The 15,506-nt window shown below is 68.3% G+C and carries 14 protein-coding genes and 2 tRNA genes; 6 read left to right on the top strand and 10 right to left on the bottom strand.

Annotated features, from left to right (window positions below; translation table 11 throughout):
• Positions 1-78: 78 nt before the first annotated feature.
• Complete coding sequence (locus AC07U4_RS05590) at positions 79-2,325, top strand: S9 family peptidase (protein WP_495194709.1); 2,247 nt, start codon at positions 79-81, stop codon at positions 2,323-2,325.
• Positions 2,326-2,332: 7 nt separating this feature from the next.
• Here the strand turns inward: AC07U4_RS05590 and dinB are convergent, their stop codons facing one another.
• Complete coding sequence (dinB, locus tag AC07U4_RS05585; RefSeq protein ID WP_495179832.1) at positions 2,333-3,424, bottom strand: DNA polymerase IV; 1,092 nt, start codon at positions 3,422-3,424, stop codon at positions 2,333-2,335.
• Positions 3,425-3,492: 68 nt separating this feature from the next.
• Between dinB and AC07U4_RS05580 the strand changes: the two genes are divergently transcribed.
• The gene (locus tag AC07U4_RS05580; protein WP_038660748.1) at positions 3,493-4,086 is read left to right on the top strand and encodes a cysteine hydrolase family protein; all 594 of its coding nucleotides are present in this window, start codon (positions 3,493-3,495) and stop codon (positions 4,084-4,086) included.
• A gap of 185 nt (positions 4,087-4,271) precedes the next feature.
• Here AC07U4_RS05580 and AC07U4_RS05575 read toward each other — a convergent pair whose 3' ends face one another.
• From AC07U4_RS05575 to AC07U4_RS05565, 3 genes are all read right to left on the bottom strand, one after another.
• The gene (locus AC07U4_RS05575; RefSeq protein WP_495179834.1) at positions 4,272-4,721 is read right to left on the bottom strand and encodes a hypothetical protein; all 450 of its coding nucleotides are present in this window, start codon (positions 4,719-4,721) and stop codon (positions 4,272-4,274) included.
• A 28-nt stretch (positions 4,722-4,749) separates the two neighbouring features.
• A tRNA-Arg gene (locus AC07U4_RS05570) sits at positions 4,750-4,826 on the bottom strand.
• Between the two features lie 32 nt (positions 4,827-4,858).
• Positions 4,859-4,935, bottom strand: a tRNA-Pro gene (locus AC07U4_RS05565).
• Positions 4,936-5,075: 140 nt separating this feature from the next.
• On the opposite strand from AC07U4_RS05565, the gene pnuC reads away from it, so the two are divergent.
• A complete protein-coding gene (pnuC, locus tag AC07U4_RS05560; RefSeq protein ID WP_495195017.1) occupies positions 5,076-5,648 on the top strand; it encodes a nicotinamide riboside transporter PnuC in 573 nt (190 codons plus the stop codon).
• Positions 5,645-6,169, top strand: a complete 525-nt coding sequence (locus tag AC07U4_RS05555) for an AAA family ATPase (protein ID WP_137898391.1) — start codon at positions 5,645-5,647, stop codon at positions 6,167-6,169. The genes pnuC and AC07U4_RS05555 overlap by 4 nt, the downstream gene beginning before the upstream one ends.
• Before the next feature lie 39 nt (positions 6,170-6,208).
• Here AC07U4_RS05555 and AC07U4_RS05550 read toward each other — a convergent pair whose 3' ends face one another.
• Positions 6,209-7,090 (bottom strand): CsgG/HfaB family protein, encoded by an 882-nt coding sequence (locus tag AC07U4_RS05550; RefSeq protein ID WP_495195016.1) that lies wholly within the window; start codon positions 7,088-7,090, stop codon positions 6,209-6,211.
• A 197-nt stretch (positions 7,091-7,287) separates the two neighbouring features.
• Here AC07U4_RS05550 and lepA point away from each other — a divergent pair, with 197 nt between their 5' ends.
• Positions 7,288-9,111, top strand: coding sequence for a translation elongation factor 4 (lepA, locus tag AC07U4_RS05545; RefSeq protein ID WP_038660738.1), 1,824 nt, complete (start codon positions 7,288-7,290; stop codon positions 9,109-9,111).
• 57 nt (positions 9,112-9,168) lie between these two features.
• Here the strand turns inward: lepA and AC07U4_RS05540 are convergent, their stop codons facing one another.
• The 5 genes from AC07U4_RS05540 to AC07U4_RS05520 all read right to left on the bottom strand — a co-directional run bounded on the left by AC07U4_RS05540 (position 9,169) and on the right by AC07U4_RS05520 (position 13,580).
• Positions 9,169-9,582 (bottom strand): hypothetical protein, encoded by a 414-nt coding sequence (locus AC07U4_RS05540; RefSeq protein ID WP_495194708.1) that lies wholly within the window; start codon positions 9,580-9,582, stop codon positions 9,169-9,171.
• 77 nt (positions 9,583-9,659) lie between these two features.
• A complete protein-coding gene (locus tag AC07U4_RS05535) occupies positions 9,660-9,941 on the bottom strand; it encodes an AbrB/MazE/SpoVT family DNA-binding domain-containing protein (RefSeq protein WP_495194707.1) in 282 nt (93 codons plus the stop codon).
• Between the two features lie 332 nt (positions 9,942-10,273).
• Complete coding sequence (locus AC07U4_RS05530) at positions 10,274-11,248, bottom strand: hypothetical protein (protein ID WP_495194706.1); 975 nt, start codon at positions 11,246-11,248, stop codon at positions 10,274-10,276.
• Positions 11,249-11,370: 122 nt separating this feature from the next.
• On the bottom strand, positions 11,371-11,829 hold the full coding sequence (locus AC07U4_RS05525; RefSeq protein ID WP_495194705.1) for a YaiI/YqxD family protein: 459 nt from the start codon (positions 11,827-11,829) through the stop codon (positions 11,371-11,373).
• An 11-nt stretch (positions 11,830-11,840) separates the two neighbouring features.
• Positions 11,841-13,580, bottom strand: a complete 1,740-nt coding sequence (locus AC07U4_RS05520; RefSeq protein ID WP_495179837.1) for a DEAD/DEAH box helicase — start codon at positions 13,578-13,580, stop codon at positions 11,841-11,843.
• 419 nt (positions 13,581-13,999) lie between these two features.
• On the opposite strand from AC07U4_RS05520, the gene AC07U4_RS05515 reads away from it, so the two are divergent.
• Positions 14,000-15,259 (top strand): MFS transporter, encoded by a 1,260-nt coding sequence (locus AC07U4_RS05515; protein WP_495194704.1) that lies wholly within the window; start codon positions 14,000-14,002, stop codon positions 15,257-15,259.
• Positions 15,260-15,506: the final 247 nt, after the last annotated feature.

Below are 15,506 nucleotides of genomic sequence, written 5' to 3'. Positions count from 1 at the left end.
GCGGATCGGACGATCGTATACGGGGACGGGATCGTGCGATACCATCTCGCAAACAGCAGATGGGGAAGTTTCAAGACGATGCGCAATGCCCTGATCCTCGCCGGCCTCGCCACGATGTCGCAACCCGTGCCCGCGGCGGCGCAATCGATGCCGCTGACGCTGGAGCGCATCTTCGGCGACAAGGCGATCCCGATGGATCGCGTCGAGGGCGGCGAATGGACAGCCGATGGCAAGGGCTATGACGCGATCGAACCGTCCAAGGCGGTCGCCGACGGCACCGACCTCGTCCGCTACGACGTCGCGCGCAACACGCGCACCGTGCTGGTCGCGGCAGGTGACCTGGTCGTGCCGGCGACGGGCAAGCCGATCGCGATCCAGAGCTATGCCTGGTCCGCGGACGGCAAGCGGCTGTTGATCTTCACCAACGGCACGCGCTTCCGCCGCACCCGGGCGCTCGGCGACTATTGGCTGTTCGATGTCGCCGCCAAAACGCTGCGCCGGATCGGCGGCGATGCGCCGCCCGCCAGTCTGATGTACGCGGACTTCTCGCCCGACGGCAGCCGCATCGCCTATGTCCGCGCCAACAATCTGTACGTCGAGCCGAGCGCGGGCGATGCGCCGCCGCAACAGCTCACCCGCGACGGCAGCGACTTGATCGTCAACGGCCTCGGCGACTGGGTGTATGAGGAGGAATTCTACCTCCGCAAGGCATGGTCGTGGAGCCCGGATTCCAAGACGATCGCCTTCTGGCGGTTCGACACGTCCGGAGTTGGCACCTTCTACATGATCAGCAACACGGTGGGGCAATATTCCCGGCTGATCCCGCTGCAATATCCCAAGGTCGGCACCACCAATTCGGCGGTGCGCGTCGGCACGATCGACGTGGCGAGCGGCGCGACGCGATGGATCGGCCTGACCGGCGATCCGCGCCAGAATTACGTGCCGCAGATGAGCTGGGCGGGGACCAGCGGCAAGCTGTTCCTGCAATATGCCAACCGGCTGCAGAACACCTATCGGCTGCTGCTCGCCGACCCCGCCAGCGGGACGACGCGGCCGGTGTTCATCGAACGCGACGCCGCATGGGTCGAGGCCAATGGCGATCCGACCTGGCTCGACGGCGGCAAACGCTTCACCTGGCTGAGCGAGCGCGACGGCTGGCGGCATCTGTACGTCGCCTCTGCCGACGGCAAGCCGCCGAGCCTGCGCACCCCCGGCAGGTTCGACGTCGTCAGCCTGCTGCGCGTGGACGAGGCGCAGGGCTGGGCGTGGTTCACCGCCTCGCCGGACAATCCGACGCAACGCTATCTCTATCGCGCCACGCTGACCGGCAAGCCGCGGGTCGAGCGGGTGACGCCGGCGGGGCAGGCGGGGACGCACGGCTATGACATCGCCCCCGGCGCGCATTGGGCGCGGCACACCGTCTCGGCGATCGACCGCGCGCCGGTGACTGAAATGATCGACCTCACCACGCAGACCCCGGTGCGCGTGCTCGCCCGCAACGCCGCCTTGCAGGACGAGATCGCGCACGAGCCGCTCGGGCCGACCGAGTTCACCCGGCTCGATCTCGGCAAGGGGGTGTCGGTCGACGCCTGGATCATGAAGCCGGCGGGCTTCGATCCTGCCAAACGCTATCCGGTGCTGTTCCAGGTCTATGGCGAACCCTGGGGACAGACGGTCGCCGACGCCTGGGGCGGCAATACCGCCTTGTGGCATCGCATGCTCGCCGAGCGCGGCTACATCGTCGCCAGCATCGATCCGCGCGGCACCAACACGCCGCGGGGACGCGACTGGCGCAAGAGCATCTATCGCCGGCTCGGCGTCATCGGGCCGGAGGATTATGCCGCCGGCGTCCGCAAGCTGATCGCCGAGCGGCCCTATATCGATCCGGCGCGGATCGGCATCTGGGGCTGGAGCGGCGGCGGATCGAGCACGTTGCACGCGATGTTCCGCTTCCCCGAGCTGTTCAAGACCGGCATCGCCGTCGCCGCCGTCTCCGATCAGATGCTCTACGACACCGTCTATCAGGAGCGGTACATGGGTCTGCCGGCGGACAATGAAGCGGGCTACAAGGCGGGGTCGCCGATCACTTATGCTACGGGGCTGACGGGCAATCTGCTCGTCATCCACGGCACCGGCGACGACAACGTCCATTACCAGAATCTCGAACAGCTCGAGGATCGGCTGATCGCCGCCAACAAGCCCTTCACGATGATGGCCTATCCCGACCGCACGCACGGCATCTACGAGAAGCCGGGGACCAGCCTGCATTTCTATTCGCTGATGACGCGCTACCTCGAGACCAATTTGCCGCCGGGCGGCCGGTGATCCGCGCTCACAGCGGCAGGCTGGGCTGAACCTCCTCCGCGTCGGCGGCGTCGCGCAGGATGCCCGACAGCGTCAGGCCGAGCAGCCGCACGCCGTCGGGCACCGGCAGCTGTGCGTCGAGCAGTTCGTCGCCGATGCGCAGGAAGTCGGCCTCGCTGGTGACCGGCAGCGCGAGCGAGCGGGCTCGCGTCATCGTGCGGAAGTCGGCGTGGCGGAGCTTCAGCGTCACCGTCCGGCCCCGCACCCCCGATCGTTCGATCCGCACCCAGGCCGCCTCGGCGACGCGGGCGAGCGCGGCGTGCAGCTCGTCGGGCGCGGACAGATTGGTCTCGAACGTCCGCTCGGCACCGACCGATTTGGCCTCGCGGTGGGCGCGCACCGGGCGATGATCGACGCCGCGCGCCGCTGCGAACAGATAGTCGGCGTAGGAACCGAAATGTGCCTGGAGGAAGGGCAGGGGGCGGTCGCGCAGGTCGGCGCCGGTGAGGATGCCGAGCTGCTCCATCCGCTTGGCGGTGACCGGTCCCACGCCGTGGAAGCGCTTGACCGGCAGCGAGGCGACGAACGCCGCGCCCTTGTGCGGCGGGATGACGCAGAGCCCGTCGGGCTTGTTCTGATCGGAGGCGAGCTTGGCGATGAATTTGTTGTAGCTCACTCCGGCCGAGGCGGTGAGGCCGGTATCGGCGCGGATACGGGCGCGGATCTCCTCGGCGATCGCGCTTGCCGAACCGAGCCCGCGTACGTCGGTGGTGACGTCGAGATAGGCCTCGTCGAGCGACAAGGGCTCGATCGCGTCGCTGTAATCGGCGAAGATCGCGCGGATCTGCTGCGAGACGGCGTGATAGACGTCGAAGCGCGGCCGGACGAAGACGAGATCGGGGCAGCGGCGCAACGCGGTGACCGACGGCATCGCGGATCGCACGCCGAACGCCCGCGCCTCGTAGCTCGCCGCGGCGACGACGCCGCGCGCGCGCGATCCGCCGACGGCGACGGGCTTGCCGCGCAACGTCGGATCGTCGCGCTGCTCCACCGACGCATAGAAAGCGTCCATGTCGACATGGATCACCTTTCGCTGAGGAGGCGTTTCGCCATCGGCCATGATCCCGTTTCGTTCCAAACGCATTACAGATCAAGGCGCCGCCGCGGCAAAAGCGCTACGGATGTTCCATGGCGCAACAGCAGCTTCCTCCCGCCGCGGGGCATACCGCGCTCATCATCATCGACATGATCAACGCACTCGACTTCGACGGCGGCGATCGGCTGAAGGAATCGGCGGAGGCGACGATCGCGCCGATCCTCGCGCTGCGCGACGCGGCGGACGCTGCCGGCGTGCCGGTGATTTACGTCAACGACAACGACGGACAATGGCATTCCGATCGCGACAAGCTGATCGAGGAGACGCTGTCGCGCGCATCGCTGGGGCAGGCGCTGACCGAGGCGCTGCGACCGCGAGATACCGACTATTTCATCATCAAGCCGCAGTTTTCCGGCTTCTACGCGACCAACCTGCCGGTGCTGCTGCCGCAATTGGGCGCGAGCCGGCTGGTGCTCACCGGGGTTGCCGCCGACATTTGCGTGCTGTTCACCGCTGCCGACGCGCATATGCGACAATATGATTTATGGGTGCCGTCCGACGGGGTAGCGGGCGACCACGATGCGCGGACGCGCTGGGCGCTGGAGATCATGGCGAACAGCATGCAGGCGGAAATCCGGCCGACCGGCGAATTGTCGCTGGCCGAGTGGGTCGCCGCCGCCGGTTAGGACGATTGTTCGCGCTGCAACCGGGACGACCGAGGTTGCATTTGTGCACGCGGGCAGCGCGGCACATAGGCGCCCCCATGAGCCGCACCCCTGCGGCATTGCCGAGGTGTTAAGTGCTGAGCCTGATCGTCCACATCATCGCTTACCGTCGCCAGCGCGCCGGCTGATCGGCAGGGCCGGGACCGTCAGTCGCTTTCTGCGAGCGCCGCCTCGACCGCTTCCACCGAAATTCCGAAGGCGCCGGCGAGGCCGGTGAGCGAGGCGCCGCGCTTCGCCAGCTCGCGCATCCGGGCGATATCCACCACCGTGGCATAGCCGCGCGTATCGCGCTGTTCGCGCACCACGTCCTTGCGGCCCGAGCCGCGGCGGCGCTGTGCGGCGGCGGCATGGGGATCGCCTTCCGCCAGTCGCTGTTCCTCCTCGCGGCGGGCTTCGCGGGCCTGTTCGCGCTCGCGCATCTCGGCCTCGCGGCTGGCGAGCCGTTCCTTCAAGCGCTGTTCGGTGTCGCCGGCACGCTCGCGTGTCCGCGCCTCTCGCGCGGCGGCGCGTTCGGCCGCGCGTTGTTCGAGGGTGAGATTGCTGCGGACGCGGAAGTCCGCCGATGGCGAGGGCGTGCCCCAGCTCTTGTCCACCACGATCGTGGCTCCGGCATGATTTGAAAAATGGTGCACCCAGAGCGATTCGAACGCCCGACCCTCAGATTCGTAGTCTGATGCTCTATCCAGCTGAGCTATGGGTGCATGTGCCACGGCGGGAGCCGCGGCGGATATAATGGTCGGGAAGAGAGGATTCGAACCTCCGGCCCCTGCCTCCCGAAGACAGTGCTCTACCAGGCTGAGCTACTCCCCGACGGAGTACGTCCGGGGCCCTTGGAAAGGGTCCGTCCGTGCTTGGAGGCGCGCCTATACCCACGCCGGATAGCGGATGCAAGCGCCGGAATCGCACCCTTGCGAAATCCGCGTGCAACGTCCTAGGCAGAGCCGGTGAATATGGTCGAAGCGCTTGCCGCCGCACTCGTCATCGTCAACGTCGCGCTGGTCGCGGCGCGCAGCGTGTGGAACTATCCGGTCGCGCTCGCGGCGGTGGCGATCTACGGCTGGGTGTTCGTCGGCGCGCATCTCTACAGCGACGCGCTGCTGCAGGGCTTCTTCTTCGCCGCCAATCTTTATGGCTGGGCCAATTGGGCGCGCAGCCGGGCAGATGCGGGCGAAGTGGTGGTCGAGTGGCTCGATCCGGTGACGCGCCTGACGTGGCTGGGTGGCGGCATCGTCGCCTGCCTGGTCTGGGGCACGCTGATGCACCGTTATACCGATGCCTCCTATCCGTGGTGGGACGGCGGCATCGCGATCGCCTCGGTCGCGGCGCAGGTGATGCAGGCGCGGCGCGCGATCGAGAGCTGGTGGGTGTGGATCGCGGTCGATGTCGCCAGCGTGCCGCTCTATGCCGCCAAGGGATTGATGTTCACCACCGGCCTGTATCTGGTGCTGCTCGGCCTTTCGATATGGGGGCTGGTCGATTGGCGGCGCGCACGCGGGCGGCAGGGCAGGATGGCATTGGCATGACGTTGCGTTCGATCTGTCTGCACGGGCCGGAGAGCACCGGCAAGTCGACGATGATGCCGCGGCTGGCGCAGCATTTCGGCGGCGTGCCCTGCGTCGCCGAGTTCGGCCGCGCCTATTGCGAGGCGTTCGGCACCGATCTGACGATGGCCGACCTCGTCGAAATCGGTAAGGGCCACGATGCCAAGGTCCGCCATGCGCTCGCCGAGCGCAGCTATCCGGTCATCATGGATACCGATCCGCTGATGACCGCGGTGTGGGCGGACATGATGTTCCGGCGGCGCGACGCATGGTTCGCGACGTGGAGCAACACCGCCGATATCTATCTGCTGTTCGACATCGACCTGCCGTGGGAGGACGACGGCACGCGGATGTTCGGCGGCGAAGCGGCGCGGCGGCGCTTCTTCGAGCTGAGCAAGGCGGTGCTGGAGGAGCGCGGCGTGCGCTGGGCACTGGTGTCGGGGCAGGGCTCGACGCGCTACCTCAACGCGCTGCGCGCGATCGAGGCGCTGAGCCGCGATTGAGGGGACGGCCTGCCGAGTGGCGGGCCGTCCCCCTGCGCATCAGCTCGACGGAGCGAGCTTGGTGTTGAGCACCCAGCCGACGTTGTCGTTCTCGTCGGCGACCTCCCACCACAGGCCGTCCTTCTTGCCGGTCGGGTAGACGATCGCGCCGGTCGGCAGCGTCCGCAGCACCTTGCTCGACGCGAGCCCGTTCTCGCGCAGCGCGACCGGCGCCTGCGCGGTGAAGGTCTTGGCGGGAGCGGCCTGCGCGGTGCCGGCGTCGCCCGGGGTGACGAGGCCGAGGCCGGTGACCAGCTTCGAATAGGCCTGGATGAACGACAGGGTCACGATCCGGCCGATCTCGGTATTGTCATAGCCGCCGCCCGCCGCGCCGGCGACCGACAGGAAGCCGCCACCGCCGAAGGCGAGGTTGTTCTTGGCGGCATAGCCTTCCTCGGTGGCGAGCGTCTCGGTGGTGCGGACGTTGGTCAGCGACAGGACGGTGTTCGCCTCCATCTTCTTGCTCTTGAGGCCGCCGAGCAGGCCGCCGACCGCGCCGCCGAGCAGCCCGCCCGCCACGCCCGCGACGGCATTGCCGCTGACGTTGCTGTTGGCGCCCTGGATCTCGGCGACCATCACGTAATCGGCCGCCTTGATCTGGCCTAGGCCGACGTTGGCGCCGCGCTGCAACCCGAGGTTGCCGCCGATGTTGCGCTCGATCTGCGCCGCGTTGAGGCCGGTGCCGCGATCGACGAGGTTGAAACAGCCCGACCGCTGGACGAGCACCTTGAGCAGCTTGGAGGGCGGGGCGAGGCTGTATTGCGTCCACCAGTGCGGATCGTCGCCGTCGGCGATCGAGAGGGTGCCGAGCTTGCGTGCGCAATGCGGCACCTCGGCGGACAATTTGGTCTGGAGCTTCTGCCCGCTCGACTCGCGGGCCAGCTTCTGCGCGTCCGCCACCCCGGACACGACCAGTCCCACGCCGGCCAATGCGGCGATAAGTATCTGCTTTCTCACTTCCACTGTTCCTCCCAAGCGATCAGCTCGCTCGGGACGTCGTCGCGGAGCCCCCTTGATCGGCGTCCCGGAGCCGTCGGCATCTAGCACCCGGCCCGCTGGTGCGCTAGGCGCGTGGCGATATGGCTACTCCTCCCGACACGATCCGTAACTTCTCAATCATCGCGCATATCGACCATGGCAAGTCGACCCTCGCCGACCGTCTGATCCAAAGGACAGGAGGGCTGACCGATCGTGAGATGTCGAGCCAGGTGCTTGATAACATGGATATCGAGAAGGAGCGCGGGATCACGATCAAGGCGCAGACGGTGCGCCTGTCCTATCCCGCCAAGGACGGCGTGACCTATACGCTCAACCTGATGGACACGCCGGGGCACGTCGACTTCGCCTATGAGGTCAGCCGCAGCCTCGCCGCCTGCGAGGGCGCGCTGCTGGTGGTCGACGCGGCGCAGGGCGTCGAGGCGCAGACGCTCGCCAACGTCTATCAGTCGATCGAGCACGACCACGAAATCGTGCCCGTCATCAACAAGATCGACCTGCCCGCCGCCGAACCCGAGCAGGTGCGCAAGGAGATCGAGGACGTCATCGGCATCGACGCGTCGCAGGCGGTGCTGGCCAGCGCCAAATCGGGGATCGGCATCGACGAGATCCTCGAGGCGATCGTCACGCGCATCCCGCCGCCCAAGGGCGATCCCACCGCGCCGCTGAAGGCGATGCTGGTCGACAGCTGGTACGATCCGTATCTCGGCGTCGTCATCCTCGTCCGCGTCATGGCAGGCGTGCTGAAGAAGGGGCAGCAGGTCAGCTTCATGCAGGCCGGCACCACGCATCTGGTCGATCGCGTCGGCTGTTTCCGGCCGAAGATCGAGCAGCTCACCGACCTCGGGCCGGGCGAGATCGGCTTCATCACCGCGCAGATCAAGGACGTCGCGCAGGCGCGCGTCGGCGACACGCTGACCGACACCAAACGCCCCGCCGCCGAGGCGCTGCCGGGGTTCAAGGAAGTCCAGCCGGTGGTGTTCTGCGGGCTGTTCCCGGTCGACGCCAACGACTTCGAGAAACTGCGCGAATCGATCAGCAAGCTGCGCCTCAACGATGCCAGCTTCAGCTTCGAGATGGAGACGTCCGCGGCGCTCGGCTTCGGCTTCCGCTGCGGCTTCCTCGGCCTGCTCCACCTCGAGATCATCCAGGAGCGGCTGACCCGCGAATACGACCTCGACCTCATCACCACCGCGCCGTCGGTGGTCTATCAGATCGAGCTGACGCATCCCGATCCGGCGGGGATCACGCAGATCGACCTGCACAATCCCGCCGACATGCCCGACGTCAACAAGATCAAGACGATCAGCGAGCCGTGGATCAACGCGACGATCTACGTCCCCGACGAATATCTCGGCTCGATCCTCAAGCTCTGCCAGGACCGGCGCGGCATCCAGCAGAATCTGACCTATGTCGGCGGGCGCGCGCAGGCGACCTACGAACTGCCGCTCAACGAGGTGGTGTTCGACTTCTACGACCGGCTGAAATCGCTGTCGAAGGGCTATGCGAGCTTCGACTATCAACAGATCGGTTATCGCGAGGGCGACCTCGTCAAGATGAGCATCCTCGTCAACGAGGAGCCGGTCGACGCGCTCAGCATGATCGTCCACCGCGGCACCGCCGAGGTGCGCGGCCGCGGCATGGTCGAGCGGCTGAAGGAGCTGATCCCGCGCCACTTGTTCAAGATCCCGATCCAGGCGGCTATCGGCGGCAAGGTGATCGCGCGCGAGACGATCAGCGCGATGCGTAAGGACGTGACCGCTAAATGCTATGGCGGCGACGCCACCCGCAAGCGCAAGCTGCTCGACAAGCAGAAGAAGGGCAAGGCGAAGATGCGCGAATACGGCTCGGTCAGCATCCCGCAGGAGGCGTTCATCGCCGCGCTGCGCATGGGCGACGAGAGCTAGGCCCGAAGCCGCGACGCCCGATCATGGTCGGGCGTCGCGGTTCGAGCGCGGACAGGATTACATGTAATTGGCGGGGTTCGGGCTCGGCATGCGGCATGCGCGGGTGCGGCCGCGCTTGCAGGCGGCGACCTGATCGCGCCAGTCGGCCATCGCCATCGCATAGGCGCGCTCGCGATCGGACTGGAGCGCGGCATCGGCGGCGATGGTGTGGCGGCGCGCGCGCATCGCGGCACGGTAGCGGCGCACGTCCGCCTGATAGCGCGCCTCGTTGGCGGCATTGACCGCGGTGACCGCGCCATTGTCGAAGCTCGCCACGGCGCCGACCTGACGATTGGCGGCGGCGACTTCGGGTGCGGTTTCGGCCGCGACGGCATCGTCGTGCTGCTCGGTCGGGGTCGGCGGCGTGGGGGTGGTCTGCGCGACGACCGGCGCGGCGATCAGCGCGGCGCCGATCAGGATGGGACGAAACATGGCATACTCCTCGTTACGCTCGCGATAATGGGCGGGAGGAGTGATGGTTCCGGGTCGGCTGGATGCGCGTGATCGCGTCACGACGGCGAAGACCAGACCTCCAGTTTGAGTCCCGGTGCCTCGATAACGTCGCGCTCCTGCACCGACGGTGGCAGCGGCAGACGTTCGAGGTCGGCAAGCATTTGGTGCCAGTGTATGCGATCGTCTTGAGGAAGGTCGTCGTCAATCGGGCGGATCGTCAACACGTTGCCGTCTCGTTCGACGGTGACCCTGATCCCGGGGGCCAATGCGACGGCCGCCGGCAGTCCCACCGCAACGCCATGGTCGCTTTGAAACGTCGTGCTTTCGATCGTGCCCATGACGCATGCTCCTGTTGTAAAAGTATGCCTCTGCACCCGACAGGACAAGCAGCGGTTCGCGGACGGGCGATCCTCGCGATCCGGAATTTCAGTTCAGCGCTGTCAATCGCCACTTACACCGCGCGATGGCGAGGCCGCATCGACATTCGTTGGTGCCGCGACTTCGACACCTTCGATTCGTCACCCCGGACTTGATCCGGATTCCCGCTAAACCCTTACGGTTGCCGATCGGGAAGGAGCGGGACCCCGGGTCGAGCCCGGGGTGACGGAAAGGGAGGCTTCGGCGATCATCGTCGTCAGGAACCGGCGAGGATATCGACTGTCGAGCCGGCCTAGTCCTCCACATATCCCTCCCAGCCACCTTCGAGCCGGGCGTCGCGGTCGGCCTTGCGGGTGCGGTCGGCGGACAGCTTTTCGCCCTCACGGTCCCAGTCGCCGCTGATCCTCGCGTCCGCGACGCGTCGGGTCGCCGTCTCGATCGCGTCGAGCGCGGCGGGATCGTCGAGCAGGCGCCATTCGGGCTCGCCGGACGCATAAGGGGGCGGCATGTCGTCGCCGACCCCTTCGAGCAAGGCGTGATGGTGGCCGTCCGCGTCGAGCGGGAGATAGGGAACGTCGGGGTCGTCCTCCGGCGGCAGCGCGTGGGCGCGGGCGGCGTTGGCGGCGAGCGCGGCGAGGATTTCGGCCTGCGCCGCCGGATCGAGCGGGACGCCGGCGAAGGCGGCGAGCGTCGCGGCGTGCGCCGCGTCGTCATCGGCTGCGGTTGGGGTGCCGGCGGTGATCGTCGCCTGCGCGGCGGCTTGCGTGGTGGCCGCGTCGGGGGCCGTGGCATCGGGGCTCGTCGCAATCGCGACGGCGGTGGCCTGCGCGGTGATGTGGCGGATGGTGTGGCGGCGGTCGTCCGGCGTCGCGCCATAATGGCGCAGGATGAACATCAGCAGCCGGTCGTTGCGCTTGCGGCGGAAGCCCATCAGCTTGCCGGCGGACATCACCGGCACGAGTTCGCCGTGGATCGCGCGCTCGAAGGCTTCGTCCTTGAGGCGGAGCACGCCCATGCCCTGCGCGGCGTGCCAGGCGGCGCGGAAGCCGGCGGCCTGCGGATGGCGGCGCAGGGCATAGGCGCTTTCCGCCGACATATTGACCATGGCGGCGGCGCTGCGCACCGATCCGCAATCGGCGAGCGCGGCGATGAAGGCGCGCTGGCGCTCGGGTGTCCAGCCGTCGTGGCGGTCGCGCAGGCGCGGGACGGGAGCGAAGCCGGCCGGGGCGGGGCAGGCTTCGGGCGGGCGGGGGGCTTGGTCGCTCATGAGTCGCGGACGAACCATATCGGTTCCAAATAGGACAGAGCGGACGGGGAAGCTGTTGGGCGGCTTGGGGTAAGTCTCGGGATGTAGCGGACCCGGCTTGCCCGATCCGCGACGACGCAGGGTCAGCCGCGTTGCAGCTTGGCCAACACGGTATCGAGCGCCTGCAAGAAGCGGCTGCGGTCCTGCGCGGCGAAGGGTTTGGGGCCGCCCAATTGGTCACCGCCGGCGCGCAGGTCGGCCATGATCGCGCGCGTCGCGATCGCGCCGCCGATCGAGGCGGTGGTGAAGGGCTTGCCGGTCGGGCTCAGCACGTTCGCACCCGCTTTCAGGCAGCGGTCGGCGAGCAGGATATCGGCGGTGACCACCACCGCTTGTGCGTCAGCCGCCGCGGCGATCCAGTCGTCGGCGGCGTCGAAGCCGTCGCCAACCACGACGCGGCCGACCAGTGGATGCTGGGGGATGCGGAAATGGCTGTTGCTGACGATCGTCACCGGCACCGCACGGCGCCAGGCGACCTTGTAAATCTCGTCCTTGACCGGACAGGCGTCCGCATCGACCAGAATGCGGACGCCCTCCGTCATCGGCCGCGCCCTTAGCCCCGGGGGCCCTTGCGGTACGGCTTGGCCTGATGGCGCGCGGGAGCGCCGCCGGGTGCGTTGCGGGTGCGCGGGGCGCCCGAGCCGCTCCGCGGTGCGCGGTCAGAGCGGTCGCTGCCGCCCGCCTCGCGCGGGTTGCCGGTGAAGGGGACGATCTGCAGGCTGCCCTCGTCGCTTTCCGGATTGGCGGTGCGCTGGACGCTGGCGAGGACGCGGTCGGCGACGGTGCGCGGCACCTCGAAGATCGTGTCGTTCGGGTTGATGCGGATCGCGCCGATCTCCGCCTTGGTGATGTGGCCGCGGCGGCAGATCAGCGGCAGCAGCCAGCGCGGGTCGGCGTTCTGGCGGCGGCCGATGTCCATGCGGAACCACACCGTGTCCTCGAAGCCGGGGCGGTGTCCCTGCGTGCGATCCGACTGCTGCGGGGCGGCGGAATCGAGCAGATCCTCGGCCTGCGGCATCGCGGCGCGGTGCGCGTGGACGAGCGCGGCGGCGATATCCTCGGGGCTCTTTTCCGCGATCAGGCGCGTCGCCAGCTCGCGATCCTCGTCGTCGAACTCGATCGGGGCGAGCAGCGTGGCGATCAGCCGCTCGCGATCCTGCTTGCGGATGTCGTCGGCGCTGGGGGCGGGGATCCACTCGCAGGCGATCTTGGCCTGCTTGAGCATCATGTCGACGCGGCGGCGGCGCGGATAGGGGACGATGAGCACCGCGGTGCCCTTCTTGCCGGCGCGGCCGGTGCGGCCCGAACGGTGCTGGAGCGTCTCGGCGTCGCGCGGCATCTCGACGTGGACGACGAGGCTGAGGCTGGGCAGATCGATGCCGCGCGCGGCGACGTCGGTGGCGACGCAGACGCGGGCGCGGCGGTCGCGCAGCGCCTGGAGCGCCGAATTGCGCTCGCTCTGGCTGTGCTCGCCCGACAGCGCGACCGCGGCGAAGCCGCGTTCGACGAGGCTGGCGTGGAGGTGGCGGACGTTGTCGCGGGTCGCGCAGAACAGCATCGCCGTCTCCGCCTCGTGGAAGCGGAGCAGGTTGATGACGGCATGTTCGATATCGGCGGGCGCGACGGTGACCGCCTGATAGGCGATGTCGCCGTGGCCGCGATCCTCACCGACGGTCGAGATGCGCAGCGCGTCGCGCTGGTAGCGCTTGGCGAGCGCGACGATCGGGCGCGGCATCGTCGCCGAGAACATCAGCGTGCGGCGCTCGGTGGGCGAGGCGTCGAGGATCTGTTCGAGGTCCTCGCGGAAGCCCATGTCGAGCATCTCGTCGGCCTCGTCGAGCACGGCGACGCGCAGGCTGGCGAGGTCGAGCGCGCCGCGCTCGAGATGGTCGCGCAGACGGCCCGGCGTGCCGACGACGATATGCGCGCCGTGGCTGAGCGAGCGGCGCTCCTTGCTGGCGTCCATGCCGCCGACGCAGGTGGCGATGCGGGCATGCGCCTCCTTGTACAGCCACATCAGCTCGCGGCTGACCTGGAGCGCGAGTTCGCGCGTCGGCGCGATGATCAGTGCGAGCGGCTTGCCCGGCGGCGGCAGCGCGCCGTCGGCCATCAGCTCGGCGGCCATGGCGAGGCCGAAGGCGACGGTCTTGCCCGAGCCGGTCTGGGCGGAGACGATGAGGTCGCGGCCGGCGGCCTCGGGCTCGATTACCTGCGCCTGGACGGCGGTGGGAGCCTCATAGCCACGGGCAACGAGCGCTTCGGCGAGAAGCGGGGGGAGCGAAGAAAAGGGCATCGGGTAACCTAAATGGAAGCGGCGCCCCGACAGCATGGCTCGGGGCCAGGACTGGGGCGCGGCAGAGGACAGTACAGTCGCGAGTCCGTTGGAAACGCGGGCCAATCGCGGGCGGCAATACGGACGCAACGTGGCGCTTGTATCGCGCGCATCATGGCCGTTTCCGTGACCCCAGAGACCCTGCACCGCCTAATCCGCGAAGCCGAGGCCGAGCGAGGCCGCGCCGCATCCCCTACGCTGAAACGTTGCTTCGCGCAACTCGCCGCCGCTTATGCGCTGGAACTGACGCGACGGGAGGCGCGCGCGGCAACATTGCGTAACATTTATCAGTCCGAAGCGGGATCATCCGCAACTTACCTACGTTAAGCGGCCACGCGGAGAGACGGACCAGAACGGTCCGAACGCGGTGGAGCACATTCATGGCCAGCCTTGCCCCCTCCGCCTTGCCCCGCGCACCCGAAGCCGGACCGGCCCCCGACGCGGGGCGGACGCTGGATGCGCTCAACTTCTTCCTCGCCGACGTGCGCGACGGGCTGGGGCCGTATCTGGCGATCTATCTGCTCGCGGTGCGCGGGCCGGCGCACGGCTGGAACGAGGCGACGGTGGGGCTGGTGCTGACGATCGCCGGGATCGTCGGGCTGGTGTCGCAGACGCCGGCGGGCGGGCTGATCGACCGGAGCCGCAGCAAGCCGCGCATCGTCATCATCGCCGCGCTGCTGGTGACGCTGAGCAGCGTGTCGCTGCCGTTCGTCACCGGCTTCACGATGGTCGCGGCGACGCAGTCGATCGCGGCGGTGGCGGGCGCGGTGTTCGCGCCGGCGATCAGCGCGATCACGCTCGGCCTGTTCGGGCCGAAGCTGTTCTCCAAGCGGGTCGGGCGCAACGAGGCGTTCAACCATGCCGGCAATGCCGTCTCGGCGGCGCTGGCGGGGGCGCTGGCATGGAAATTCGGGCCGGTCGTCGTCTTCTGGCTGATGGGCGGGCTGACCGTCGCCAGCGTCTTCGCGGCGCTGCGCATCAGGAACGGCGACATCGACAATGCGGTGGCGCGCGGCCTCGACTGCGAGCCCGACGAGGGGTGCGAGGAGCCGGGCGGGTGGGAGGTGCTGGTCGAGAACAAACCGCTGCTGCTGTTCGCGGTGATCGCCTTCCTGTTCCACCTCGCCAACGCGGCGATGCTGACCTCGGTCAGCCAGTTGCTCGCCAAGACGGTGGGCAAGGATTCGGCGACGTCGCTGACCGCGGCGTGCATCGTCGCGGCACAATTGGTGATGGTGCCGGTGGCGGTCGTGGTCGGGCGCAACGTCGATCGCTGGGGACGCAAGCCGCTGTTCCTGATCGCGTTCGGCGTGCTCGCGGCGCGCGGCGCGCTGTACACGATGTCGAACGATCCGTGGTGGCTGGTCGGCGTGCAGGCGCTCGACGGCGTCGGCGCGGGGATCTTCGGGGCGCTGTTCCCGGTGGTGATCGCCGACCTGACCAAGGGCACCGGGCGGTTCAACGTGTCGCAGGGCGCGGTGGCGACCGCGCAGGGGCTGGGCGCGGCGCTGAGCGCGTCGCTGGCGGGGGCGATCATCGTCGGCGTCGGCTATGGCGCGAGCTTCCTGACGCTGGCGGGAATCGCGGCGGCGGGGCTGGCGCTGTACGCGCTGGCGATGCCGGAGACGAAGCCGGCGTGAGGTGCGTATGTCTCGCGACGATGCCGTTGCCGTTTCTCCGCAGGGGCGGGGATACGAGCTTGGGCAGAGTAATGCAGGTCGGTTCTCGGGACTCCTGGGCTCCCGCTTTCGCGGGAGCACTGGTGGTGCGGGTGGTTGGCGTCATGGACCAATCCGTGGGTATCGGTCCCTGCCTTTGCCAAACCTCCGCGAAGCACGCCGGGGTACGATATAAAAGTGTGACGAACCGATCTTCGCCGATGGCTCG

The organism is Sphingomonas sp. GW821-FHT02B09 (assembly GCF_059421875.1).
The sequence above is the reverse complement of the archived record's forward strand: the minus strand, read 5'-3'. Positions and strand labels throughout refer to the sequence as shown.